This is a genomic window from Polycladomyces zharkentensis (genome assembly GCF_016938855.1).
Classification (GTDB): Bacteria; Bacillota; Bacilli; order Thermoactinomycetales; family JIR-001; genus Polycladomyces; species Polycladomyces zharkentensis.
Genome location: NZ_JAFHAP010000004.1, coordinates 195,594 through 220,752 on the forward strand (window position 1 = coordinate 195,594; position 25,159 = coordinate 220,752).

At 54.3% G+C, this 25,159-nt stretch carries 27 protein-coding genes and 1 tRNA gene; 6 read left to right on the forward strand and 22 right to left on the reverse strand.

Features of this window, described 5'->3' with window-relative positions; genetic code table 11:
- Window positions 1-107 precede the first annotated feature (107 nt).
- From JQC72_RS02785 to JQC72_RS16380, 7 genes are read right to left on the reverse strand one after another with little or no spacing between them, the layout of a single operon-like run.
- Window positions 108-512: a hypothetical protein gene (locus JQC72_RS02785; RefSeq protein WP_205492590.1), complete on the reverse strand. Its 405-nt coding sequence runs from the start codon at window positions 510-512 to the stop codon at window positions 108-110.
- Window positions 478-909 carry a hypothetical protein gene (locus JQC72_RS02790; RefSeq protein ID WP_205492591.1) on the reverse strand — a complete coding sequence of 144 codons (432 nt, stop codon included), beginning with the start codon at window positions 907-909 and terminating at the stop codon, window positions 478-480. The genes JQC72_RS02785 and JQC72_RS02790 overlap by 35 nt, the downstream gene beginning before the upstream one ends.
- 35 nt (window positions 910-944) lie before the next feature.
- Entirely contained in the window at window positions 945-1,316 is a 372-nt protein-coding gene (locus JQC72_RS02795; RefSeq protein ID WP_205492592.1) for a prepilin-type N-terminal cleavage/methylation domain-containing protein, read from the reverse strand.
- On the reverse strand, window positions 1,313-1,765 hold the full coding sequence (locus JQC72_RS02800) for a pilus assembly FimT family protein (RefSeq protein ID WP_205492593.1): 453 nt from the start codon (window positions 1,763-1,765) through the stop codon (window positions 1,313-1,315). Before JQC72_RS02800 ends, JQC72_RS02795 begins: the two co-directional genes overlap by 4 nt.
- Window positions 1,766-1,779: 14 nt before the next feature.
- The gene (locus tag JQC72_RS02805; RefSeq protein ID WP_205492594.1) at window positions 1,780-2,115 is read right to left on the reverse strand and encodes a competence type IV pilus major pilin ComGC; all 336 of its coding nucleotides are present in this window, start codon (window positions 2,113-2,115) and stop codon (window positions 1,780-1,782) included.
- 15 nt (window positions 2,116-2,130) lie between these two features.
- On the reverse strand, window positions 2,131-3,087 hold the full coding sequence (locus JQC72_RS02810; protein ID WP_302104446.1) for a type II secretion system F family protein: 957 nt from the start codon (window positions 3,085-3,087) through the stop codon (window positions 2,131-2,133).
- Entirely contained in the window at window positions 3,008-4,261 is a 1,254-nt protein-coding gene (locus tag JQC72_RS16380; RefSeq protein ID WP_302104447.1) for a GspE/PulE family protein, read from the reverse strand. Before JQC72_RS16380 ends, JQC72_RS02810 begins: the two co-directional genes overlap by 80 nt.
- A gap of 155 nt (window positions 4,262-4,416) precedes the next feature.
- Between JQC72_RS16380 and JQC72_RS02815 the strand changes: the two genes are divergently transcribed.
- A tRNA-Gln gene (locus tag JQC72_RS02815) sits at window positions 4,417-4,491 on the forward strand.
- 100 nt (window positions 4,492-4,591) lie between these two features.
- On the opposite strand, the gene JQC72_RS02820 is transcribed toward JQC72_RS02815, so the two are convergent.
- Window positions 4,592-4,963: a VOC family protein gene (locus tag JQC72_RS02820; RefSeq protein WP_205492596.1), complete on the reverse strand. Its 372-nt coding sequence runs from the start codon at window positions 4,961-4,963 to the stop codon at window positions 4,592-4,594.
- A 338-nt stretch (window positions 4,964-5,301) separates the two neighbouring features.
- On the opposite strand from JQC72_RS02820, the gene JQC72_RS02825 reads away from it, so the two are divergent.
- A complete protein-coding gene (locus JQC72_RS02825; protein ID WP_205492597.1) occupies window positions 5,302-6,141 on the forward strand; it encodes a metallophosphoesterase in 840 nt (279 codons plus the stop codon).
- A 67-nt stretch (window positions 6,142-6,208) separates the two neighbouring features.
- Here JQC72_RS02825 and JQC72_RS02830 read toward each other — a convergent pair whose 3' ends face one another.
- The 3 genes from JQC72_RS02830 to JQC72_RS02840 all read right to left on the reverse strand — a co-directional run bounded on the left by JQC72_RS02830 (window position 6,209) and on the right by JQC72_RS02840 (window position 8,663).
- Window positions 6,209-7,324, reverse strand: a complete 1,116-nt coding sequence (locus tag JQC72_RS02830; RefSeq protein ID WP_205492598.1) for an MGDG synthase family glycosyltransferase — start codon at window positions 7,322-7,324, stop codon at window positions 6,209-6,211.
- Entirely contained in the window at window positions 7,321-7,896 is a 576-nt protein-coding gene (locus JQC72_RS02835) for a YkoP family protein (protein ID WP_205492599.1), read from the reverse strand. The genes JQC72_RS02830 and JQC72_RS02835 overlap by 4 nt, the downstream gene beginning before the upstream one ends.
- A 107-nt stretch (window positions 7,897-8,003) precedes the next feature.
- The gene (locus tag JQC72_RS02840; protein WP_302104448.1) at window positions 8,004-8,663 is read right to left on the reverse strand and encodes a TerC family protein; all 660 of its coding nucleotides are present in this window, start codon (window positions 8,661-8,663) and stop codon (window positions 8,004-8,006) included.
- 117 nt (window positions 8,664-8,780) lie between these two features.
- Between JQC72_RS02840 and JQC72_RS02845 the strand changes: the two genes are divergently transcribed.
- Window positions 8,781-9,056 (forward strand): 4a-hydroxytetrahydrobiopterin dehydratase, encoded by a 276-nt coding sequence (locus tag JQC72_RS02845; protein WP_205492601.1) that lies wholly within the window; start codon window positions 8,781-8,783, stop codon window positions 9,054-9,056.
- 827 nt (window positions 9,057-9,883) lie between these two features.
- On the opposite strand, the gene thiI is transcribed toward JQC72_RS02845, so the two are convergent.
- The 8 genes from thiI to JQC72_RS02885 form a co-directional block, all read right to left on the reverse strand.
- Complete coding sequence (gene thiI / locus JQC72_RS02850; RefSeq protein ID WP_205492602.1) at window positions 9,884-11,083, reverse strand: tRNA uracil 4-sulfurtransferase ThiI; 1,200 nt, start codon at window positions 11,081-11,083, stop codon at window positions 9,884-9,886.
- Between the two features lie 13 nt (window positions 11,084-11,096).
- Window positions 11,097-12,248, reverse strand: coding sequence for a cysteine desulfurase family protein (locus JQC72_RS02855; RefSeq protein ID WP_419179834.1), 1,152 nt, complete (start codon window positions 12,246-12,248; stop codon window positions 11,097-11,099).
- A gap of 115 nt (window positions 12,249-12,363) precedes the next feature.
- Window positions 12,364-13,386, reverse strand: a complete 1,023-nt coding sequence (locus tag JQC72_RS02860) for a LacI family DNA-binding transcriptional regulator (RefSeq protein WP_205492603.1) — start codon at window positions 13,384-13,386, stop codon at window positions 12,364-12,366.
- Between the two features lie 556 nt (window positions 13,387-13,942).
- Complete coding sequence (locus tag JQC72_RS02865; RefSeq protein WP_205492604.1) at window positions 13,943-15,700, reverse strand: glycoside hydrolase family 13 protein; 1,758 nt, start codon at window positions 15,698-15,700, stop codon at window positions 13,943-13,945.
- A gap of 119 nt (window positions 15,701-15,819) precedes the next feature.
- Window positions 15,820-16,626, reverse strand: coding sequence for a sugar ABC transporter permease (locus JQC72_RS02870; protein ID WP_419179835.1), 807 nt, complete (start codon window positions 16,624-16,626; stop codon window positions 15,820-15,822).
- A 35-nt stretch (window positions 16,627-16,661) separates the two neighbouring features.
- Window positions 16,662-17,942, reverse strand: a complete 1,281-nt coding sequence (locus tag JQC72_RS02875; protein ID WP_302104474.1) for a sugar ABC transporter permease — start codon at window positions 17,940-17,942, stop codon at window positions 16,662-16,664.
- Between the two features lie 181 nt (window positions 17,943-18,123).
- Window positions 18,124-19,371 carry an extracellular solute-binding protein gene (locus tag JQC72_RS02880; RefSeq protein ID WP_205492606.1) on the reverse strand — a complete coding sequence of 416 codons (1,248 nt, stop codon included), beginning with the start codon at window positions 19,369-19,371 and terminating at the stop codon, window positions 18,124-18,126.
- A gap of 262 nt (window positions 19,372-19,633) precedes the next feature.
- The gene (locus JQC72_RS02885; protein ID WP_205493227.1) at window positions 19,634-19,930 is read right to left on the reverse strand and encodes a winged helix-turn-helix transcriptional regulator; all 297 of its coding nucleotides are present in this window, start codon (window positions 19,928-19,930) and stop codon (window positions 19,634-19,636) included.
- A 207-nt stretch (window positions 19,931-20,137) separates the two neighbouring features.
- Here JQC72_RS02885 and JQC72_RS02890 point away from each other — a divergent pair, with 207 nt between their 5' ends.
- The 3 genes from JQC72_RS02890 to JQC72_RS02900 all read left to right on the forward strand — a co-directional run bounded on the left by JQC72_RS02890 (window position 20,138) and on the right by JQC72_RS02900 (window position 22,599).
- Window positions 20,138-20,650 carry a type 1 glutamine amidotransferase domain-containing protein gene (locus JQC72_RS02890; protein WP_205492607.1) on the forward strand — a complete coding sequence of 171 codons (513 nt, stop codon included), beginning with the start codon at window positions 20,138-20,140 and terminating at the stop codon, window positions 20,648-20,650.
- 23 nt (window positions 20,651-20,673) lie between these two features.
- Entirely contained in the window at window positions 20,674-21,411 is a 738-nt protein-coding gene (locus tag JQC72_RS02895; RefSeq protein WP_205492608.1) for an NADPH-dependent oxidoreductase, read from the forward strand.
- Between the two features lie 285 nt (window positions 21,412-21,696).
- Window positions 21,697-22,599: a DMT family transporter gene (locus JQC72_RS02900; RefSeq protein WP_205492609.1), complete on the forward strand. Its 903-nt coding sequence runs from the start codon at window positions 21,697-21,699 to the stop codon at window positions 22,597-22,599.
- Window positions 22,600-22,813: 214 nt separating this feature from the next.
- Here JQC72_RS02900 and JQC72_RS02905 read toward each other — a convergent pair whose 3' ends face one another.
- The 3 genes from JQC72_RS02905 to JQC72_RS02915 are packed head-to-tail and all read right to left on the reverse strand — an operon-like array spanning window position 22,814 to window position 25,153.
- A complete protein-coding gene (locus JQC72_RS02905; RefSeq protein WP_205492610.1) occupies window positions 22,814-23,512 on the reverse strand; it encodes a TetR/AcrR family transcriptional regulator in 699 nt (232 codons plus the stop codon).
- Window positions 23,490-24,248, reverse strand: coding sequence for an ABC transporter ATP-binding protein (locus JQC72_RS02910; RefSeq protein ID WP_205492611.1), 759 nt, complete (start codon window positions 24,246-24,248; stop codon window positions 23,490-23,492). Before JQC72_RS02910 ends, JQC72_RS02905 begins: the two co-directional genes overlap by 23 nt.
- Window positions 24,245-25,153: an ABC transporter ATP-binding protein gene (locus tag JQC72_RS02915; RefSeq protein WP_205492612.1), complete on the reverse strand. Its 909-nt coding sequence runs from the start codon at window positions 25,151-25,153 to the stop codon at window positions 24,245-24,247. The genes JQC72_RS02910 and JQC72_RS02915 overlap by 4 nt, the downstream gene beginning before the upstream one ends.
- Window positions 25,154-25,159 lie beyond the last annotated feature (6 nt).

A 25,159-nucleotide genomic window follows, 5' to 3' on the forward strand; every position in this document is an offset into this window, starting at 1 on the left:
CTCCTTTGATGATGCATGTATCACTCACTATATTACTTGATCGCCCTGATTTTTGTCGAATGGGAGGCCCCGTACGGTTGGTTCCGAATCAGCGTGTCGACGTTGGTTTACCGTTCCCAGCGGATGATGGTCCATCGCCGGTTTTCCAGCACGACGCGGACGGTTTGTACAATCCCGCTTCTCCGCTCTCCCACGGCCGTCACGCTCCAATACCCGGACGGACCCGGTCGGGCCAGGACACGCACTTTCGTCCCATCCCAGTTGAATGAGAGCGTCCCTTGAACGGTTCGCCGTTCGGCCAGCATCGACTGAATCCGGGCAATCCCTGTTTCCGCCGCATACTGCGCCTGCGTCATTTCCCACTGCCACATCGTATCGTCCCTGTTGTCGGCCAAACTGCTCACAGCAGCGGTCAGCAACAGGAAAAGCATCATCGTAACAGCCAACACCATCGGCAACGCGAATCCGTTTTGCCGACTACGGCCTGTCGGCAGGTGCGCGAAGCCGAACAAACGTAAACACTTCCAAGTCAGCATACCAGTTTTGCAGTCCCACCTCCACCTTCACCCCGTCCTCTGCCGGAACGAAAGAAAGGAAATACACCTCGTGCAACAGAACGGTCGTCCCGGAAAAGGAACGCTCGCCAGGATGACGAACATCCCGGATGACCCGCCGTTTTTTCAGCTGGTAACGAACGATACTCCCGTCAGCGCGATCCAACCACAAAGCACCGTCCGTTCCGGAACGAACCCTGACCGCTCCCCGAATTTCATCGCGGATATCACTGACAAACGCATTGGCTTCCATCTGCAACTGTACCCGGCCGATTTGTTTTTTCAGCGAGGATTCCAGAGTAAACGCCACGGTGAACACGATCGGGATCATCAACATCCACAGCGCCGTTGTCACCGCCATTTCCACATAAGTAAAGCCGGCCTGACGCTTCAGGGAGCGAACTGACGGGCGCGCAGGCGAAGCAGTTGTTCTTGTTTCCGAAAGTCCCGCCATCGTATCACCACTTCCGACTCCAGCAAATGGGAACGAATCAACCTCTTGCGTACAGTGACCCGAAACATCGTCCCGGCACGGTTGATCTCCATTGTCCTGTTGACCGCCGGCACGACCCATGTCCGTTGGAGGCGTTCCATTTGTTCCTGCATCAACTGAACGGCTTCAAAGCGCTGATCCTGCACCTGATATCGGATGCGCAACTCCGTATATGCCGGAATGGCCGTGACAGCCAACAAACCGAGGATCATCAGCGCTGTCAGCACCTCCGCCAACGTGAAGCCGCGTTCACCGCCAAACGTTTTCACGGTGCCGTCTCCACACGGGCACGTCCTGATGCCACCTGGATGATCACCTTTCCCCGGATCGCGTTTCCCTCCATCAGGTGAATGGTTCCGCCCCGCACCTGCCCGCTTCGACGAAATTCCAAACGACCGCCCGGATAGTTGCTGACCAGTCGGTATCTTCGCGACACTTCACCTGTCCTCCATACGGCGGAACCGGAAAGAATCCGATAGTGCCGACCATCTTTCGACAACTGTACAACCACCTCCCGTTCGCGGCTCACCGCCCACCGCTGTGCCATACGCAAATCCGATTGCAGACGGGACAAAGTCATCTCCCGATCCACCCGTTCCCCGATTTGCGCCGCGGCCGGAAAAGCCAACGCAGTCAACAAGCCGATGCAAGCCAGGATCAATGCCATCTCCAACAGCGTCCATCCGCCTTCCTTCCCGGGACGGGGTGTCAGCCTCATAATCAAACACACCGCTACTCACCATGCTTGGAACAACGGACCCGTTTTTCCGGCGGTGCATCCGGTTGGATGGTATATTTGCCGTGGGCAGGACAAACCGGTTCTGTTCTGAGATACCCTCTTTTTTTCAATTCGGCCACGTTGGCAGGGTATTTTCCCATCTCCAGGTAATAATTGTCCGCCTGAGCGCCGATCAGCTGGCGATTGGCTTGACATGCCCGGTCCTGCGCCTTTTCTCCGGCCGATTTCAGGTTGGGCAAGGCGATGGCAATGATCACACCGATGATGAACAGCACCACCAACATTTCCACCAAGGTGAATCCCCGTTGGTTCCCGATCGGGGAACGCATGCGTCCACATCCCTTCTATATGGCTTTCACCAACTGCAGCATGGGTAAAAACAGCGCCATCACCGTAACGGCGATCATAAGACCGATGCAGAAGATCAGCACGGGTTCCAAACTTCGGGTGAACCGGCGAATTTGTTCATGCATCAACAATTCCGTTCCCTTGGCCATCGACAACAGGGCATGATCCAGCCGCCCGGTCTCCTCTCCCAAGGCGACCCATTGGGAAAGGGTCGGCAACAACAGGGTCGCTCCACCGTGTTTCAACGCATCGTGCAGAGATTCTCCCGACAGCAAGCAAGATCGAATCCGGTCAATGGATGCCTTTAACGACCACCATGGTGTCAATTCCCGCATGATGTCCAATGCGCGCAAGAGCGGAACGCCCGCTCTCAGCAACAACCCCAGCTGAATGGAAAAATAGTGTGTAAAACGGTAACGATACATACGCCGAACCATCGGCAAACGAATGATCCGTTCGACCCAGGGTGCACGCCTCTCAGGCGGCAGCATACGCAAACCGAGTCCCGCCACAACCAAGAGAGAAACGCTCCACACCGCCCCCGCCAGCGACTCATTGAGCCAGGCGTACAGGCGAATCATTCCGACCGTGAACGGGGGCAATTCCAAACCCATTGTTTCATATAAGACCGAAAAACGAGGAATGACAGCGGTAATCAGAAAAAGAAACGAAAGAATGACCAAAACAAACACGATCACGGGATAGATCACAGCCTGTCCGATTTCCCGTCTCCTGCGGGCAAGCTCGTGATAGTACGCTTCGCACTGCCGCAACCCCTGCCCATAATCTCCGTGCTCTTCCGCCGCACTGACGAATGACAGGAAGAGCGGCGGCACGCCTTCTCCCTGCAAGGTTTGTGAGAAACTGGCTCCTTCATTCAACTTTTGCCGGATCCGTTCGGCCTGTGCGGGACTGATCACCCGTTGTTCCGCCAGGATCGCGATGCCGGGCAACAGCGGGAATCCACTTTCCAGCAGGTGAGCGAGCGTCCTGCTGAACATCGCCAACCGCTCCGCCGACCACTTCCATTTCCTCACTGAACTCCACCACCCGATGACACTCTTCCAACGTCGTCAATCCGGATGCAGCGCGTTCCTTCACCCGGTCGGCGATGGTGCGCACACCACGGAGCAACAGATGTTTCCGCATCCGTTCCGATGACCAGCCTTCCGCGATGCCGCGACTCAACGCTTCATCCACTGTGATCACTTCAAACACGCCCGTTCTCCCGCGATAACCGGTCTGCTGACAATCCGGACATCCTTCGCCTCCGCATGAACCGCAGACCCGCCGAACCAACCGCTGGGCGACGGCTCCGATCAGCGTGGCCGCCACCCGGTACGGCTCTACCCCCATATCGAGCAAACGGGTGATGGAACCCAGCGCATCCGGGGTGTGCAGGGTGGACAGCACAAGATGTCCGGTCATGGCGGCGCGAACGGCAATGTCCGCCGTCTCCCTGTCCCGTATTTCACCTACCATGATCACATTGGGATCTTGGCGGAGTACGGCCCGCAAACCCGCTGCAAAGGTGAATCCCGCTTTCGGGTGGATCTGAATTTGGTTGACCCCCTCCATCTGAAACTCCACCGGGTCTTCCAATGTCACGATATTGGTCTCCGGTCGGTTCAACTCGCGCAACATCGCATACAGCGTCGTCGTCTTCCCCGCCCCGGTCGGACCGGTGACCACGATCAATCCATGCGGCCGGTCAATCAAACGTGTCACACGGGACAGCTCCGGCTCGTCCATTCCCAATTCGGCCAGCCTCCATCCGTCAGGTCGGTCGCGCAACAGGCGGAGCACCACCTTTTCGCCGTGTACGGTCGGCATCGTGGAAATGCGCACATCCACCTTTTCACCCCGATGCCGGATGGTCATTGCCCCATCCTGTGGAAGGCGTTTCTCCCCGATATCCAAGTGGCCCATCACTTTCAGCCTGGACACGTATCGCCACATCCACTCGGACGGTATGCGGTCGATCACCGTCAAAAATCCGTCGATCCGAAACCGGATGCGCAAACCATCCTTCTGCGGCTCCACATGAATATCACTGGCACGCATGTCGATCGCCCGCTCCAGCAATTTTGCAATCGAAGCCGGAATATCCATCTCCCACCACCTCATCCTTTCATCCCCATACACCTCCAAACATTCTACAAATTTCATCATTTTCCTCTTTTTGTCGACATTTATTGTCGTATAAAAACAACTTCAATGTGACAAGATATCCGTAAACATTCAGGTGAAGCGTGGCACTCCGATTCCCGACATGAATTTGATGGGGAGTAGCCAAGCGGTAAGGCAACGGACTTTGACTCCGTGATGCGCAGGTTCGATTCCTGCCTCCCCAGCCATAACAAAGGCCCCCGAGACGGTGAGACACTCGGGGGCAATGAATCAAGAAATGAAAAATCCCTGCAACCACTAGGGTTGAAGGGTTTTTTTACATTGTGATTATCTTCCGGAGTAAATGCCCATTACATGACCTTCCGGATCTGTGAAAAGGGCAAATGTGCCGTCTCCAGGGATTTCCGTTTCGGGCATCATCACTTTGCCTCCGGCTTGGGTGACTTTGTCTAAGGTGGCTTGGATATTTTCTACTTTCACATAAAAAGTGATATAGGGAGGGTGTTCATGTGGCCATCTAAAAATATGGCCATTGATCCCCGCCTCATCACCTGAGATATTCAGCGATTCACCGTCATCATCCGCAATTTTCCAGCCAAAAACGGATTCATAAAACCCTTTTACTTCTCTTGGATTTTTGGCGTTAATTTCAAAAAAGCCGATTTGACCGATTTGCGCATTGCTGAATTGATCTCCCATGGAATCATCTCCTTTCAAGATGCATCTTCCGCTCCCCCACATAGAGAGATCATGTTGCCCGATTGGGGAATCGAATATAAAGAGAACTTTTGTTCGGTATCGAGAAAAGTATATCATTATTTTGAATGCTCTACAATCCAAAAGCCCTCATTAACCACTGAGACAGCACAACCGGATGAATCCATATGGGACAGGGGCCGTCTTTTGGAACAATGGGTGAATCATTGAGTGAAATCCCGTGATTTGCGGTTTCTTTCCTTCATTTGCTATAGACGGGAGGAGGTAGAGCCAGTATGCTAGAAAAGAGTCGGGAAACGTAGAAGGTGGTGATTGACAACATGTCCATCATCGAATGGATCGGGGGCGCCATGGCGACGGCGATCGTCGTGCTGTGGATCATCGCCCGGCGAAACACGTACAAACCGATGGTGAAACATGTGAACCTCCAAATTCCGCGCCCTGTTCTCTCTTCTCCATTGAAAATTCTCCATTTGACCGACTTGCACATGGAGAAGTTGTCGGTTTCCCCTCAGGCGTTGCTTAAGCAAATCGGGGATACGGAAATCGACTTGATCGCATTGACGGGCGATTACCTGGACACACCGCGGATGACCGACCGCTTTCTGGAATATATGGACGTTTTGGCTTCTTTGAATCCGCGTTATGGGATGTACGCCGTATTCGGCAATCATGATTACTGCATCGAAAACCTTTTGCCTCAGTTAAAAAAAGAGATGGAGAAGCGGGGTTGCTGCGTACTGCAAAATGAACACCGTACGCTGGAGTTGGAAGACGGCCTTCGGCTCAATATCATCGGTGTGGATGATCATTACACCGGACGCAGTGATTTGGCCCGTGCATACAAAGATGTCTCGGACGGCATCAATCTCGTGTTGACACACGATCCCAACATTGTGCTGGAGATGGCGGATTACCCGTTTGACTATCTGCTGTCCGGTCATTTCCACGGCGGGCAGATTCACTGGCCCAAACCGTACCATCTGAAAAAGATGGGACAACTTCCGCATCTTCGCATCTTCCGCGGTCTGCATTATTACCGGAACCGCGCCTACTACATCAGCGAGGGACTGGGGCAGACGGCCCTCAATCTCCGCCTGCGTTCCCGTCCGGAGATCACATTCCACACCTTGAATACACCGACCGCGGATGCATCGTAATCATGCGAGAACCGACCATGCTTAAATGCCAGTTCAACCGATCCGATTGTTTCGGATCGGTTTTTTTTCACAATGTGTTCAGTATCACATCCGCCGCCCGATGGGCCGAATCCGGTCTCCCCAGCTGAAGGGCATTGTCGCGCATGCGCCGCCATTGAGCATCATCTGTTTGCATGGATTGCATCTGTCGCGGAATGGCGGCAGGCGAGTCCTGACGAACCGCCACCCGCTGATGCAAGAGAAAACGGGTATTCCGCTCTTCCTGACCGGGGATCGGTCGGCAAATGACCAACGGCAGCCCGGCTGCCAACGCTTCGGAACTGGTCAATCCTCCCGGCTTGGAAACAATCCAGTCGGAAGCGTTCATCCATTGTGCCATCCGGTCCACATATCCCAACACGCGCACTTGTTCCGCCTCGCCGAAACGATCATTCAACCGTCGGAACAGGGATTCATTTTTTCCTGTCACGACCACCAACTGCACTTCCGGCCAATCGCGGCAAAATGATGTCAAACACGCTTCCATCGGGCCCAAACCCACACCCCCGCCCATGATCAGCACCGTCAAACGATTCTGATCCAGCCCCAACATGCGCCGAAGCTCGGACTTGGCCGGTTGTTGCACGGAAAAAGCAGGGTCGATGGGAATGCCCGTGATATGAATTCGGCCGGGAGAGATGCCAAAACGCTGACACAAACGTTGTTTCACCCGTTCATGGGCCACCAGATAAAAATCAACGGCGGGGTCAACCCAAAAACCGTTGACATCGAAATCGGTGATGGCCGCACCCAATGAGAACGGTCGTTTCATCCGTTCCTTGATTCTGCCCATCGCACTCAAACATAACGCATGCGTACAAACAACCGTGCGGGGTTGTACTTGTTGGACCCAGTCTTTGATCCGATTGGCTACCAGTTTTCCCAGCGGCGTTTTGAACCATTGACTCAGTTCCCCTTCTCTTCGGTACGCCGCCCCCCACAGATGCGGTGCATATTGCAAGGTGTGGAGATAACATTTGCGGATCATCTGCTCCAGAGAGGGGTGGACCAACGGCATACCGCAGGCGATTTCCGTCTGGAGTCGGGGAGCCGCGTTCGCCAACCCTTTTTGAATGGCCTGTGCCGCTTTGAAATGCCCGTTACCGCCAATCTGCTCCGTCAAAATCAGCACTCTGTCTGTCATGGCCCCTCACCATCAAGATAACGCCGTAACAAGCGTGCTTTGGAAATGTAGACCCGTTTGGGGATCAAAGGGCTGTTCCCTGTTTTCAGTCGCTTCCATCCTTCGGGATGGCAATTGGACAAAATGAATTTAAAAAACCAGGTTTTGTATGCGGCATACCAAGAGCCGGGCACATCCGTCACGTCAAACCCCAGGTGTTGTGATCCACGGTGCAAAAATGTGGTTCCCATCAATACCCTGATTTGATCCGATCGCGGATGATCAGCAATGAAACGCGCCAATGCAGGGAGAGATTGGCGCACTTCTGTCAGCACCCGCAGCGCCATTTGGACATCGTCTCCCCTGTGACGACGCAATATGTGTGCCAACAAGCAATTGTGCAAATGCAATTTGGCATACCAATCTCCCTCCTGTAAAACCTCCCCGTCAGACGTCGTCAGTGTCGGTCCATGATACGGTTTGATCACCACACGGAACAGGTTTTCATTTTCCCTGTCAACATACTGTAGGCGGGTACAGTGATAATACACTTGATCCCACAAACGCCAAGCCGACAATAAACCGCCACTCATCCCACCAACGCCTCCGATTCAAACTCTGCCCTGTTAGTATGGATCGGGGACGCAAACGGCATGCACACAAAAAAGCGCTCCGCAGTTGCGGAACGCGAACCGTTTTTTCATTTGGCGGCACGTTTAAGCGCGCCACCCGCAATCACAACCAACAGAGCCAAAGCGAGCGGCACTGCCCAGGACAAAACAGGCACTGACTCGACGAACTGTTGATGGATGATGGGATCTTCCACGATCAACTGTCCGGCGGTATATCCCAAAATGGCGGAGCCGACGAACACCAGCCACGGCAGTTTGTTCATCATCACGGCAATCATCCGGCTGCCCCACATGATGATGGGGATACTCAGCATCAAACCGAACAGCACCAGCCAGAAATTGCCGTGCGCCGCCCCCGCTACTGCCAGTACATTATCCAAGCTCATCACGACATCGGCGACGATAATCGTTTTGATCGCTTCCTTCAACCCCCGGCCGACATGGACTTCCGTCTCGCCATCCTCTTCAGCGACCAGTTTTACCGCAATCCACAGCAAGATCAATCCACCGATGGACATCAACAACGGGATATTCAACAAATAGGCGGCAATGCCGGTCAAAGCGACGCGAAGCACAATGGCGGCACTGGTACCGAAGATGATCGCCTTTTTCCGCTGTCGTTCGGGGAGCGCTCTTGCCGCCATACCGATCACGACGGCATTGTCTCCACTCAATACCAAGTCGAGAATGATGATATTAATGAATCCAATCCAAAATTGTGTATCCAATCCAACTCCATTCCTTCCTGTCATACAAGGTTTCGGCTTTTATAGATTCCCATCATACGATATCATAAACTGAGAAATAGTTGTACCCTACAGCCGAAAAGGAAGGGGAACCTGATCATGAAACTGTCCCTTCAGGAAATTGAGAATATACTGGTCCGTTTTCCGGGATGGCGTCGGGAAAACGAGGCACTGGTCAAAACGTTCTCTTTTCCCGCATATATGGACGGTGTTCACTTTGCCGTACGTGTGGCGGAAGAAGCCGAGCGTCTCGATCATCATCCGGACATGCTGATCGGCTATCAAACCGTGACCCTCACCTGCACCACGCATGACGCCGGCGGCGTGACGGAGCGCGATGTGGCGTTGATCGAGCGGATTGAGCGGCTGCTGTAATCAAGGAGTCTCACGAAAGTGTTCGACCGGCCACCTTTTCATGCCGAGTAGAATGGGTTTACGTGAAGCGGGAGATGCTGCCGAAGCCGTTGTTCACCTCCACCGGATGGTGAAAACGGCTCCCCTTTTTTCAGGGCGTGAGGCTAACGGGTTCCGATTTCCCGCCTAGGGGATATCACCATACGTCGGTGTTCCGAGTTATTCTTCCACAGCAATTACAGCAGTGATATTCCCGCCACCACCGTCATGGGATGATCCAGCCCGGGCTTTCGCAGACAAAGTGGAAGCTGAGCTCATTTTGGGAAGAGCTGAAGCAGCCAAAAGCGCGAATGGGAAAAACCGGCCCTTCGGGATTGGGATAAAAACGAACGTCGGACGCGGGAGGGGCTTCCGCTCTCACCCATTGATCCAATGCCCTTTTCATCCATTCTGAAAATGCCGGTAGTATCAACCAAGGAAAGACCGTACAAAAAGTTGATCACGGTGATAATTACCTGCAAATTCAGACTGAAACCAACGTTAGAGCCAATCGCGAAAACGGAATGGACACCGGGCATGTGCCGCCGGTTCTACATCGCCATGCTTGAACAACGCATTTCACCTGCAAAAGACGCGCTATGGCGTTGAACGATCGCAAGCAAGCAGTAAAGCTCCCCTTCTTGCAGCATGATCTATGTTGTCGTGGTTTCAGTGAATATGAATGGATCAAGGGACCCGTCTCCCCGCGAATGCGCATATCGCTTCTGTTGGGAAAACGGGTCCCCGGTTTTGTGTGTCCCCCGCGTTTCCGTATCTCCACTGGCAAAGACTTTCGCTTCCGTTCGGAATCAGAAAAACGTAAACTCTTCCTCCCGTTTGTCCGGTGACAGATCCAATACTTCCGTCGCATCCACCGCTTCCTGCACCAGCCGTTCCACGTCGAGATTGGATTCCGTCCGCTCCGTCGCGGCCAAATCCGGACGGGTTTTGGGCGATTTGGGGAGAAAAACGGTGCAGCAGTCTTCATAAGGCAAAATGGAGGTTTCATAGGTACCGATCCGTTTGGCCATGTTCATGATTTCTTGTTTATCCATACCCACCACGGGGCGCAGAACCGGCATCCGAATGACGTGATTGATCGTGTACATGCTTTCCAGCGTCTGACTGGCCACTTGGCCGAGATTTTCACCCGTGACCAGCGCCAGCGCTTTCTCTTTGTGAGCGATTCGTTCGGCGATGCGGAACATCATCCGGCGCATCACCGTCACCGAATACGACTCTTCGCATTTTTGCCGGATCTGTGTTTGAATTTCGGTGAACGGCACCACATGCAGACGGATCTTTCCTCCGTAGCGGGTCAAAATTTGCGCCAGGTCGATCACTTTCTGTTTGGCACGCTCACTCGTGAACGGATAGGAATGAAAGTGGATCGCCTGCAATTCCGCACCGCGCTTCAACGCCAGATACCCCGCCACCGGCGAATCGATCCCGCCTGACAAAAGCAGGGCCACCCGACCGCTGGCACCGACGGGCAATCCGCCCGGCCCCGGAATGTCGTCACCGTATACATAGGCGGCTTCGGAGCGCACTTCGACATGAACGGTGATCTCGGGATGATGAACGTCCACTTTGATCCCGTCCACATTTTTCAATACGTAACCACCGATCAGATGGTTCAACTCCATCGATTTGTGCGGAAACGATTTGATGCTTCGCTTGGCCGCAATCTTGAAAGTGGCGGGGAGTGTTTGCTGCTCGCGAATCAATGCCACAGCCGCCTCCTGGAGCGCCTGCAACTCTGTGGGGACGCGCTTGGCCGGACTTACACCGACAACGCCGAAAACTTCCTTCAGCCGCTCCACGACGGGCGGATGAGCTTGTCCGTTCAGCTCCACCAACATACGGCCATACGTCTTTTTCACTTTCACATCCGGAAAATCTTTCAACTTGTTGCGGATATTCCGCAACAGGCGGTCTTCGAAATCGGACCGGTTTTTTCCTTTCAACGCCAATTCTCCATATCGAATCAAAATCACATCGTATCCCATATGCGTCGCACCCTTACGTCATGATCTTTTGCAATCGGGGAATCACTTGACACAGTGCCCGTGCACACCGTTCCACTTCTTCTTCCGTGGTGTGATACCCCATGCTGATGCGGATTGAACCGACCGCAGCAGTCGGGTCCAGCCCCATCGCCAACAGGATGCGGCTCGGTTTTTCTCCTTTGGACGAACAGGCTGATTTGCTGGAAACAAACACGTTTTCCTCTTCCAATGCATGCACAATTACCTCCGAACGCAGGCCAGGGAAGGAGAAACTGACGATATGAGGGGCACCCCCTTCATGAGAAGGGTCACCGTTGACCCGGACACCTTCCACCCTGCTCATCACCTGTTCAATCAGATCCGCCTTCCAACGCGACCAACGACGAACCGCTTCCGGTTGCCGTTCTTTGGCCAACAGGGCCGCTTTGGCAAAACCGGCGATGCCGGGGACATTGTGCGTACCGGAACGAAGTCCGCCTTCCTGTCCGCCCCCTGTCAAAAGCGGTGCCAATGATACCCCCTCCCGGACATAGAGGCATCCCACACCCTTGGGACCGTGAAACTTGTGCCCGGAAAGGGTCATCAGATCCACGCCCCATTCTTTGGGCCGCACTTCCATTTTGCCGAATGACTGCACCGCATCCACATGGAACAGCACTTTGGGATGACGTTTCAGCAGCGCTCCAATCTCCGCGATCGGCTGAATGGTGCCCACCTCGTTGTTGACGTGCATGACGGAAACCAGGACCGTCTCGTCGGTGATGGCTGTCTCCACGTCCTCAGGGCGCACCCGACCGTACGCATCCACCGGCAAATAGGTGACGCGCCAACCCCACTCTTCCAGCTGTTTGCACACCCCGTAGACGGAAGGATGCTCCACCCGGGTGGTAATCAGATGGCGACCCCGGTCACGGTATTGGAACGCCACACCTTTGATCGCCGTATTGTTCCCTTCCGTTCCACCGGAGGTAAACACGATCTCCCCGGGGGAGACACCCAGTGTGCGCGCCGTCGCTTCACGGGCCTGGGTGACGAGCCGTTCCGCCTTGGCGCCCAATCCGTGAAGCGAAGCGGGGTTCCCGTATATGTTGTTCATCACCTCAACCATCACCCGCACCACTTGATCATCAGTCCGGGTGGTGGCGCTATTGTCCAAATAGGCCATTTCTTCCATCCTTTCGCTCACGTCCGCATCCCCCCGTATCGGGTCCGTGAAACTGGCAACGATATCCCTTCGGTTCGGCAACTTGTTTCCACGGGTCATTTTATTAGCTTACACCTTACGGACGATCGGGGCAACTGGACTTGCGCACGATCAGTTCCGACGGCAACAGGATCTCTTTTTTGGTTTGCGCTTTTTCGGGGTGTTCCAATCCCTCGAGCAATAATTCCATCGCTTCAACACCCAGCTGGTAAGAAAGGATGCGGACACTGGTCAACGGCGGATGGGTATATGACATGATCGGCGTGTCGTTGAAACCCACAATCCCCAGCTCATCAGGCACATGGACCCCCTGCTCATGAGCATAGCGGAGAGCACCGAGTGCCAGCAAATCGTCCGCCGCCACAACGGCATCAAACGGTACCCCTTTCTCACGTAAATGATACATCGCCTGTGTTCCGCCCTCTTCCGAAATCTCCGCCACCTCGATCCGTTCGGGCACAACCGGGATGTCCCGTTCAATCAACGCTTGTTTATATCCGGTCAACCGGTCCATGCTGACCACCAAATCCTGTGGTCCACTGATATACGCGATATGCCGATACCCTTGATCCAACAGGTGTAACGTTGCTTGATACCCTGCTTTGACATTGTCGTTGTTGACGGAACGGACAGGCTGATCCGCACTGCGTCCGATTACGACAAACGGAATGTTTTCTTTCACCAGCGCTTCGATCAACGGGTCCCGCACCCGCGAAGTGGACAGGATCAGCCCGTCCACCCGCCGCTCCCGTACCAGTTGCAAACACTTTTTCAACTCTTCTTCCGGAGTCAGACTGATCGAAAGCAGGATGTTGTAATCTTTCTCCTGTGCCACCGCGGACATTCCGCGGATCGCTTCAGGGAAAAACGGGTTGGAAAACACTTGATCCGCACGCCGGCACATCGTGAAACCGATTGTATGGGTGTTGCTGCGGGCCAGGCTCCGGGCGATTGCATTGGGCACGTATCCCAACTGTTCCATCGCACGACGCACGCGCTCTTTCGTCTCTTGGCTGATCCGGTTGCTTCCTGCGATCACGCGTGAAACCGTCGACGGTGACACGCCCGCTTTTTTGGCGACATCCTTGATGGTAGCCATGACGATATCCCCTTTGTTTCAGCTTGTGCGCAATCGTTTTCATCGTTTTCATTATACACAATCAAAGGTCGTTTTCCTCGGATGTCTTCCATTTATTTGGGATTTGCTCCTCGTATCTGCTATCAATCAGGAGATATCGGAGGTGAACCACGGAGCGGATTTCGTGATCGGAGCTTTCCTCCACAAGTGTGAGGCGCGAGGTGGGTTTGAAGCAAGCCTTGCGGCATACGGAGGTACCTGTCATCGGCTGCATTTCGCAACGTCCGTTATGGGACTTACGATTCGTTTGCCCGGTAAAACGTCTTTACGGGTTCTGCAGGCCCTGCACACCTCGGGCACATAGTTTCTATGACTTGGGCCGCACGAAGGTGTCATGCACACCGGGGGAGGACCCAACCTTTTGCCTTTTTTTGTCGATTCAATACGGTTTCTCCCCAGTTGTTCTCCCACCATTGATGTACCTGTTCTTGTTTGCGTAGCCGATTGCACCGGGAAACGGGATACGATGATGGATTCGCGAGGTATTCCGGGGTAATCCGGGAACTCACTTCTCCCATTATTTCAACCGCAACACTCTGCCCTGAAACGGCCCCAACGCCACCGTGACGGTTCCGTTCCGGACAGCAAACACCTCACCCGTCATTGCATCCACCAACTCTTCCGCGTGATCAAACGGTCGGGCGTCCAAAGTGAATGTACGACTGGTATCGCCGTTATGGAGAACCACACCGACCGTTTCTTCCTGCCACCGGCGGAAAAAGGCGTATCCGCCGCCGTCGGGGTCCACCCACCAAGTGCGCGTCTCCCCTCTTCTCATCGCTGCACTGCCGCGGCGAATCGCGATAAGCAAACGATAATAAGCGAGCAAATCCCGGTCTTGCTCATCCGCATCCCATATCATCGGTCGACGGCAATCCGGGTCGTTCCCGCCTTCCATTCCCACTTCGTCTCCGTAATAGATCATCGGTACGCCCGTATAGGTCATCAGCAGGAGCACCGCCAGCCGCAACCGCCGATCATCTCCCCCGCATGCCGTTCGAACGCGTTCGGTATCATGGGAACCCAACAAATTGAGCAGCGCCCGATGCGCCGGTTCCGGCACCGTCATTCGAATCCGCGTCAAACGGGCGTCCAACTCCCTCCCCGAAATCCGGCCACGGGCAGCGAAATCCAATACGGCCTCCCGAAACGGATAATTCATTACTGAGTCAAATTGATCGCCTTTCAACCACGGACCCGCATCATGCCAGACTTCCCCGATGATGACGGCGGACGGGTTGATCAACCGGATCCGTTCACGAAACGCCCGCCAAAACGCATGATCCACCTCGTTGGCCACATCGAGTCGCCACCCGTCGATCCCCGTCTCCCGCGTCCATTCGGCGGCGACATCCAGCAGATATTCTCTCACTTCATGATGATCTGTCCGCAGTTTCGGCATGGTCCACACATTTTGGGCGAATGTTTCATAATTGGGTTTGGGCGTGGTCATCACCGGCCCCGATTTGATGTGAAACCAATCCCAATAACGGGACGCACGCCCTTTTTTGATCACGTCCTGGAACGCAAAAAAGCCATACCCGCAATGGTTGAACACCGCATCCAATATGACCCGTATTCCCGATTGATGCGCCCGGCTGACCAACTCCTTCAGCGTTTCCCGATCACCGAAGTGCGGATCGATGCGGGTATAATCGGTTGTGTCGTATTTATGGTTGGACGGCGATGCAAAGATGGGTGTCAAATACAACGCGTTTATACCCAGCTCCTTCAGATACGGCAGTTGGCGGATGACGCCCTGCAAATCCCCTCCGTAAAAGCTGTCCGGCCGAGGACGGGCGGACACGCTCCATTCCTCCGTATGTTCCGGATCATTGGTCGGATCACCATTCATGAACCGTTCGGGAAAAATCTGATACACCACGCTGTCGAGAAACCAATCCGGCGCAGAATGCAAATGCTCCTCGTGAATGTAGGGGTACTGAAACACGCCCGCCTCCCGTCGGTCAGAGGAAAACCCGCTCTCCCCGTACCACAGACTGTCACCGTTTTCATCTTCCAGGTAAAATGCATACCGCACCCGCCTGTGCGGCGCGGGAATCACGCCTTCCCAATAGTCAAACCACGCATCAGAACCCGTCCGTACCATCGGGACGATTTCCGACATTTCCGGCGGATCATAGCGATCCGCATAATGCGCTTCACACCGTTTTACATCCCCCCGTTTCGTCCGTAGCCGAACATGCAACCGTCGGGCGTCCAGGGGATGGGCAAACGGTGATTCCGCCCGGTGAAACAACGCTTCCACCTTCATGTGATCGATCCTCCCTCTCCTCTCTCGCTACACTCACACGCACCCATACAGCTCGCAAGTCCATATCCACCATCACACTCTGGCGCTGACCCTGAGCGAACTGCACGTCACACATCCATTTAGCCCTTGCTGGCGCCTGCCGTCAGCCCGGCAATAAAAAACCGTTGCAAAGCCAGAAACAGAACCGCAATCGGTACGGCAATCAACACCGAACCCGCCGCGAACAGCGTGAAATTTTTGCCGAACTGATCATAAATGAATCCGAACAGCCCCACCGCCAGCGTTTTCTTTTCCGGGCTGGTCAGAACGATCTGCGGTAACAAAAAGTCCGTCATCGGCCCGGTGAAGTTAAACAGTGCCACCAGTGCAATCACTGGTCGAGCCAACGGCAACATGATACGGAAAAAGATCGTGTTGTGCCCTGCGCCGTCGATCTTGGCCGCTTCATCCAAACTGCGCGGGATCGTGTCAAAATACCCCTTGACCAGCCAGGTGTTGAACGGAATCTGCGCACCGGCGTAAACCAACAGCAGTCCCCAGTAGCTGTCCAACAGGTTTAACATGTTGAGCAGTACGTAGATGGCCACCATCGTCATCATCGACGGAAACATCTGCAAGACCAGGAAAAAGGCCAAACCGTGCTTCCGCCCCACAAACCGATACCGGGAAAATGCATAGGCCGTTCCCATTGTCAGAATCACCGAGGCGATCGCATTCAACGCGGCGATGATGAGCGTATTTTTGTACCAGGTGAGATATTGGCTGTCCGGACTGGTGAACAACCACACATAATGATCGAATGTCGCATGTTTGGGGATCAGGGTGCTGGAAAACAGGCTTGTGCCCGGGTTGAGCGACGAGCCGATCACCCACAAAATCGGATAGACGCTGATCACCATCATGATCAGCAGCACTGCGTACGTCATCCACAATCCGACTGCACGTTTCAAACGTTGGGCGTTCATTGTATCAAATCCTCTTCCTTGAAAGATCTCGTTTGACGGAATTGATACACCGCGAAACATACCACCACCAAGCCGATGATGACGGAGATGGTCGCGGCATAGTTGAACTTGGACGTATCAAACATCAGCTTGTATACCCACGAGATCAGGATGTCTGTCCCGCCTGCCGTCTGCCCCGGCACCGCCGGTCCTCCCTTATTGAACAGATAAATGACATTGAAGTTGTTGAAGTTGCCCGCATACTGCACGATCAACAGCGGAGCGGTGGCATAGAGCACCAGCGGCAACGTGATATGGCGAAACTTCTGCCACGGCGTGGCTCCGTCCACATCCGCCGCCTCGTACAAATCGGAAGAAATCGTTTGCAGCACACCGGTGCACAGGGCCAGATTGAACGGAAAGCCCAACCAAAACTGGATAAGCAGGATCGCCACCTTGCACCAGAACGGGTCGGTCATCCACGGGATGTGGTCCAGACCGATACTTTCAAGCATTCCGTTGATCGGGCCGAAGCTGTCGTTGAACATCATCGAAAACACCAGCACCGACACGAATGGCGGAACCGCCCAAGGCAAAATCAGCACAGTGCGGATCAACCGTTTGAACTTCACCTGCTTCTGATTGAGCAGTACGGCCAATAACAAGCCCAGTGCAAATTGCACCGTGGTGGAAATCAGCGTCCAGACCACCGTCCACTGAAAAACGGAGATCAACGAGTTTTTCCACAAATCCAGACGAAACAGATTGATGAAGTTGTCCCAGCCGACCCAATCCACCAGCTTGGCGGGCGGGGAGTGGTACAGGTCGTAATTGGTAAACGCCAGTGCTACCATGAACAACAGTGGAAACAGCACCACAAACACCAACAGCAAAAATCCCGGTGCGATGATAAGATACGGGTATCCCTTGTCGGTCACCGTTCGCCAAGTCTGCCACAAACCCGGCGGACGATCCCCGCGCTCCCTCATCTTGGCGACGCGAACCGCATCTTGTATATTCAACACATAAAAGAACAGACCGAACGCAATCACGATCAGCGCCACGATCCCTTTGGCCAGCAATTGGACCGAATCATCCCGGAAGGGCACCGTGCCCAATGTGACGATCCCCCACAGTCCCATATTGAAGAGATCGGCGAATATACCGATATAGGAGAACTCCAGCAACAACAGGAAAATCCCTTTGTACCATTGGCGGTTGTACAATTGTCCCAGACCCATCGACAATGCGGACAAAAGCCCCGCCGTATGGCGCATCCTCCATGTTCGTCCTTTCATGACGTTTTTCCATTCTGCTTGTGCTTCCAAGGTGCATATCCTCCCTGTGATGACAGATCAAAAGATATATTGGCTTGCAATAGGCCGCCCTCTCGTTGATTCGGTGACGTTTTGAGGAGGATGAGCGGTCTCCCCGTTGCTCCCGGTTGACAGGGAAACCGCTTCCTTTTCGCCGCTCCGCTTACTGCTTTTGTGCCGCGATCTTCTGTTTGATGATGTTGACCGCGTCATTCAGCGCGGGACCCGGTTGTTGTTTGCCTTGGGAAACAAAGGTGACGGCGTTACCCATCGGCTCCCAAACTTGCGCCATTTCCGGAACGCTCGGCATCGGCATGCCCCGGGATGCTTGGTCAGCGAACGCACGCACGATGGGATCATCCTGAATCAGCGGATCCGCCAACAAATCGTTGCGCGGCGGGATTTGTTTGGTATCTTGGAAGCGGGATTTCAATGCATCATGACTTGTCAGGAATCGGGCCAGATCCGTCGCCCAAGCAGCATGTTTGCTGTAGCTGGAAACATACCATCCCTTGACACCGATGAATGTGCGCGGATCTTTGCCGTTCAGCTTGGGAAGCGGTGCCACACCGATATCGATGCCGGCCTGCTGGTAATCCTTCACCGCCCAAGGCCCGTTGATAACGGCAGCCACCTTGCCTTCTTTGAACAATCCGTTGACCACATCCGCCTTAATCCCCTGCGGAAGCAGTTTTTCACGATACCAATCGCCGATCATCCGCACCGCTTTTTGCGACCCGGCATTGTTCAGACCGATATCATTCGTGTCGAACATACCATCCTTCACCTTGAACACATATCCGCCAGCATTGTCAAAAAGGAAAAAGTCGTAGTAAAAATTGTTTGCTTCAAAGAGCAAGCCGTACTTTTTCTGCTCCGGCTTGGTGAAGTCTTTGGCAAATCGGATCAATTCCTCAAATGTGGCAGGCGGTTTGGGCATCAGCTTTTTGTTGTAAATCAACGCGACGCTCTCCGTCGCCTTCGGCAATCCGTACAGTTTGCCCTCATAGGTCATCGCCTGAATCGCCGGAGCGCTGTACTGATCCTTGACACTTTCATCCACCTGCAACGGGCGAATCAGGCCTTTCAACACCGTATCCCCGATATTGTCGTGCGGGAAGGTGATCAGGTCCGGACCTTTCCCGGCCGGCCCGTCCAAGGTCAGTTTTTTCGGTTGATCCAACATCTTGATCGTGACGATTTTGACGTGAATTCCCGTTTTTTGTTCATACTGCTTGGCCAATTTTTTTGTATTGGCCAACTCGATCGGGTCTTCATTTTCCCAAATGACCAACTGCTTGGGCTTTTCCTTACTCTCCCCACCCACTCCCGCAGCATTGTCCTGCGGGCCGCAGGCGGTAAGGCCCAACAGACATGCCATCAACATCGACAGCCACCTTCTTCGTTTCAACACCATCATCTCCCTTCTGTTTGTGCAATCGTTTGCACAATCTTGCAAAAAAAGAGTGAAAAATCCCTGTGTATAATGAGGTTATTCCAAAGAAAACGTTTGCAATAAAATCATTCTTCTACAAATGGTTTTATTCCTTCCGCCGTTGCATCAATTTTTTGATTACTTTTCATGAATTGATCGAAAAAATCGATCAGCATGATCACCATGAAAAACGCCCCGATTCCCTGTTTACGGGAAACGGGGCACTTCACTCATGCACTCACTTTAACCATTTACAACCCCACTTTTTCATTTCCCAGAAAATAGGCTTCAGGTCCATTCCTTTTTCCGTCAGGGCATATTCCACTTTGGGCGGTATCTCCGGATATACCGTACGAGTGACAATCCCGTGCCGTTCCAGTTCCTTCAAACGGACGGACAACGTTTTGGGACTGGCTCCCTTGAGCGATTGCAGCAGTTCTCCAAATCGCTTGGGTCCCTCAATCAAATCGCGCAAAATGAGAAATGACCACTTGGCTCCGATCACATCCAACACTTCTTCCACCGAACACTGCATCCACTCCACATCTCTATCCGTACACACCTCTTGTTTGTCCGCTGTTGGCTTCGTTTTTTCCATCCCAATCCCTCCTATTACTTTCCTATTGGAAATTATATATCCTAATCGAAATTATGTGTAGAAAAAATCACTACTTTAAATAAGTCTGTAATAGGTATATCATGTAAGTGTCTAACAGAAAGAAAGCGCGTGGAGGGAAAACACATGGCAAACATCGCAGTCGTTTTGGGCAACATGTACCATGACAAGGAATTTGAGGTTCCGGCGGAAGCGTTCAAACAAGCTGGCCACAAAGTGACCTTGGTCGGAGCGGAAGCGGGGAGCACCGTGGAAGGATTGTACGGTGGCAAACAGAAAATTGAGCTTTCCGTGGACGATGCAAAAGCGGAAGAATTTGACGCATTGTTTATCCCAGGTGGATTCTCCCCCGATATCCTGCGGGCGGATCAGCGTTTCGTGGCATTTGCGCGGAAATTCGCCTACTTGGAAAAGCCGATTTTCGCCATCTGCCACGGCCCGCAGCTGCTGATCAACGCTGAGGTTCTGCGCGGACGCCGGGTGACCGGTTACACCTCAATCCAAATCGATTTGAAAAATGCCGGTGCGCAAGTATTTGACGAAGAAGTGGTTGTGGACGGAGGATTGGTCACCAGCCGGACGCCGGATGACCTGGACGCTTTCACCCGCGCTTCGCTTGATGTTTTGGCAAGCCGATAACATGCAGGAAGGTTGTCTGAAAGATGAACGACGTGATTCGCACGCTCACCCAACACCGTTCGATTCGCAGCTACACCTCCCAGGAAGTGACCGATGAACAGCTGGATCACATTTTCCGTGCCATTCAAGCGGCTCCCAACTGGGTCAACGGTCAACAGGTTACGGTGATCGTGGTCAAGGACAAGGAGCGGAAACGGAAACTCTCCCAGCTCGTCGGCAACCAGGTCTGGGTGGACCAAGCTCCCGTATTTCTCGTACTCTGCCTGGATTTCTACCGGGCCAAACTGGCTGCGGAGATCAACGGCGAGCCACTCGCCATCACCAACAGCATCGAATCGATTTTGATCGGTGCAACCGATGTGGGAATCGCCCTGGCCAATGCCGCCGCGGCGGCTGAATCGATGGGATTGGGGATTGTCCCCATCGGCGGGATTCGGAGAAATCCGGATGAAGTGATCAAACTGTTGGAACTGCCCGAGTACGTGTTCCCCGTCTCCGGTCTGGTAATCGGTCATCCTGCCGATCCCTCGGCGCAAAAACCCCGACTCCCGCGGGAAGCGGTCATTCATCAGGAAACCTACAACCGGGATCAGCTGGATCTGATCCGGCAGTACGACGAAACGATGGCCGAATACATGCGTCAGCGCACAGGCGGGGAAAGTGACCGCAACTGGTCGCAAACCGTCTCCTCCTTTTACCACAAAATCTACTATTCCAAGACTCGTCCGGCTTTGGACCAGCAGGGATTCAAATATAATTGATCATCTTTGCAACCTTTGCACCAGTTGCGCCGTCTGTTATGATGTCAGGGCATTTCCCGCCGTCTCCTATGGGAAAGATGCCCTGCCGCATCGGTATATCTGCACCTCCTTCACCTCTGTACCTGGAACGTCAACCGGCCCGATGATCGGGCCGGTTGATCGTTATTGCGCGGAAACCGACTTTTTGTGATATATTGATTGAATAGGGCGTGTTTAATGAAACGGGGTTCCTCCGATGGGGGAATCCCGTTTTCCGGCAATTTTGCAGACAGGGAGAGAAAACGGATGCGGATGAACCGTTCGATCGCCAGTTTATTCGTACTGACGGCTGCCGCCAGCTACGGTTTGCTGTCGCCGCTTGTCAAAATGGCCTATGCCGACGGTTTGCAACCCGCTGATTTGACCGCCGCTCAGGCGATGGCGGGTGCTTTGGGCATTTGGCTCGTCTGTCTGGCGGCCACCCGACAAGTGCCGAAACTCCCCGCACGCACAGTGCTGGCTTTATGCGGTTGTGGGGCGTTGGGCGGTCTGACCGGGGTTTTCTATTTCATTTCATTAAAGGACTTACCCGCTTCGTTTGCTATTTTGCTGTTGTTTCAATTTACGTGGATGGGCATGGTGATCGAATGGCGCATCACCCGTCGCACTCCTCCCCGCAACCAGCGATGGGCATTGGTGCTCATCCTGGCGGGAACGGTGCTGGCCGCCGGATGGACGGATACACCCTCGTCCACGATATCCTTATTCGGCGTCACCACGGCCCTGCTCTCGGCCGTCTGCTACGCCGGCTTCATCCATCTGAGCGGCCATATCGCCGTCGACGTTTCCCCCTGGTGGCGCAGTGCGTGGATTTCCACGGGTTCCGTTGCAGTCACGCTGATCGTGTTCCCGCCGCGTTTCCTGTTGGAGGGAGTGTGGGACAGCGGTCTGGGGGAGTGGGCCGGATGGATTGCCTTGTTTGGAACGATCCTGCCGTCGGTCCTGTTCACCACCGGTGTTCCCCTGGTCGGCACGGGACTGGCCTCAGCACTTGGCTCGATGGAACTGCCCGTCGCCGTCAGCTTGTCCGCTTGGTGGCTGGCCGAGCCTGTCACACCCGCGCAGTGGATGGGTGTTTTGCTGATCCTGGCCGGTATTTTGGTGGCCGAAGGAAAACTGAATCTCCACAAAGAAAAAAGCTGGCCGTGAACCTGGCCAGCATTTGAAAATATTGCCTACTCGCCTGTGGAGAACGCGGTGATCATCCGGAACCGGTCTTGTGTCCGGAAGTACGGGGCTCCCGGAATGGGATTCCCGTTGCATCTTGGGTGACGAAATCGAATGTGGCATCCGTCGTGACGTTGCTGATCTGGATCTCAAACGCTGGTTCATTTAGGAAGTTTGGCGAGCTTGCTGAAACATCTCACTCTCCCCGTCGCGGCTCATTGGGTCCACCGATGCCGTTCAAGAGCACATCGGCCATCCAGGCGATCTCCTTTTCTTCCAATTCCCGTGCCAACACATCGGGAAAGATGTTGCGCGCCAGGATGTAGCCGACTCCGATGGACAGCAGACTGCGGATCACCACATGGGTGGGCAAATCGTTACGTACCCGCCCTTCCGCTTTCCACTTCTCCACTTTTTCCGACATCACCTGGTAGAATGTCCGGGCGACATGCTCCTGCAACGCCTCGCGCAATTCGGGGTGAAACAGGCTTTCCACGACGATGATCTTCACTTTTTTCCAATTGCGTTCCACCAGATGAACACGGTCTTTGTACACTTCCTGCAACAATTGATACAGTGGTGCATCTTTCTCCAGGATTTTCAGCACCGAGCGCAGGATGTACGGTGTCGCCAGCTTGGAGATGACGGGAATCACCAACCGGAGCAACAGCCCTTTTTTCGAACGGTAATGTTTGAAGATGGTCGCCTCGGCGACATTAGCCCGCTTGGCAATCTCCTGTGTGGAGGCGCCGCTGAACCCCTTTTCGGAAAACGTGTGAATCGCCGCTTCCAAGATCCGCTTCTGTTTTTCCGTCTCTTTGTCCTGTTTTCCCAAGTTCAACTCGTATTCCACAGCGATCTGCTCTATCCACTCATCCCACGTCTTGTCCGTCATGATCCTCCCCTTCTTCCATCGCGTAAACGAACATTTCCTCCAGAGTGGCCTTCCGGTTTCCCACACGGGGGGCAAAGCGCCTGCGCAATTCGGCCAGCGAACCTTCCGCCACGATGCGTCCGCGGTTCATCCACGCCATCCGGTCGCAACGCTCGGCTTCATCCATATAGTGTGTCGTGACCACAATGGTTGTTCCCCGGTCGGCCATCTGGTACAGCATCTCCCAAAACGCGCGCCGCGTCAAGGGGTCAACCCCGCTGGTCGGTTCGTCCAGAAACAACAGCGGCGGTTCGTGAACGATGGCGGAAGCGAATGCGACACGTTGACGCACGCCACCCGAAAGCTCGGAAACGCGCGTTTTCCTCACCCCTGTGAGCTCAAACTCCCGGAGCAGCGATTCCACCCGTTCCGCCACGGGCTGACGGACGCCGTACACATGAGCATAAAACCGCAGATTTTCCTCCACGGTCAGATCGGGATACAATGAAAACTTCTGCGACATGTATCCGATGTTCTCCTTGATCGTCTGCTGATCGCGGATCATATCCCAACCGAGGATGGTACCCGTCCCCTCGGTCGGCTTCAAAATACCGCACATCATGCGGATCAAGGTGGTCTTTCCCGCCCCGTTCGCACCCAGCAGGCCGAAAATCTCTCCGCGGGACACGTGCAGGGAGACTTGACGGACCGCCGCAAACGAACCGAACCGCTTGGTGACGCCTTGCAATTCGATCATCGTCCTTCCCCCTTCTGTTCCCGAATCAGCCGGATCAGCACATCCTCCATCGTCGGCCCCGTTTCTTCCACCGGACCCACCTCGCGGGCGGCACCGGTTTCGTGTAACCACCGCATCAGCGCCTCTCCAGCCGATGGGTCGCGACCGATCACCACCAGATCGACACCGCGCGGATAGGCGTCCACCACCTCTTTCATCTGCAACAGATGCCGAACGCCGTTCGACCGAATGTTCACCGCCTCGCGCACCACCCAAACCGGATAGGGAAATTGACGGAGCAACGCTTCCGGACGCCCGTCAGCCAAGCCTCGACCCCGATGCAACAGCAGAACCCGATCACAATGATCCGCTTCGTCCAAGTATTGGGTGGAGACCAGCACGCCTGCCCCTTCTGCGGCTGCATGACGAATCATCTCCCACACCTCGCGTCGGGATACGGGGTCAACACCGTGTGTCGGTTCATCCAACACCATCAGACCGGGTCGGTGTAACATCGCACCGGCGATGGCCAGCTTCCGCTTCATCCCGCCAGAGAGCTGACCGGCCCGCCGTGAGGCAAACGTCGCCAAACGGATACGGGCCAACAGTTCCGCGATCCGTTCATCGCGCTCGTTTTTGTCGATCCCGTTGAGCTGACCGTAAAAATGGAGATTCTCTTCGATGCTCAATTCCTCATACATGCCGAAATGTTGCGGAACGAATCCGACTGCTTCCTCCTCACGTTTGATCCGTCCCTTTGTAGGAGGGATCATTCCCGCCGCCAGATTGAGCAACGTGGTTTTGCCCGCGCCGTCAGGCCCGAGCACCCCGACGATTTCCCCCTTTTCCAAGGAAACGGACACCTGATCGACGGCCGTTGTCTGACGGTAACGTTTGCTTACCTGTTCCATGACCAGTACCGTCATGCTGTA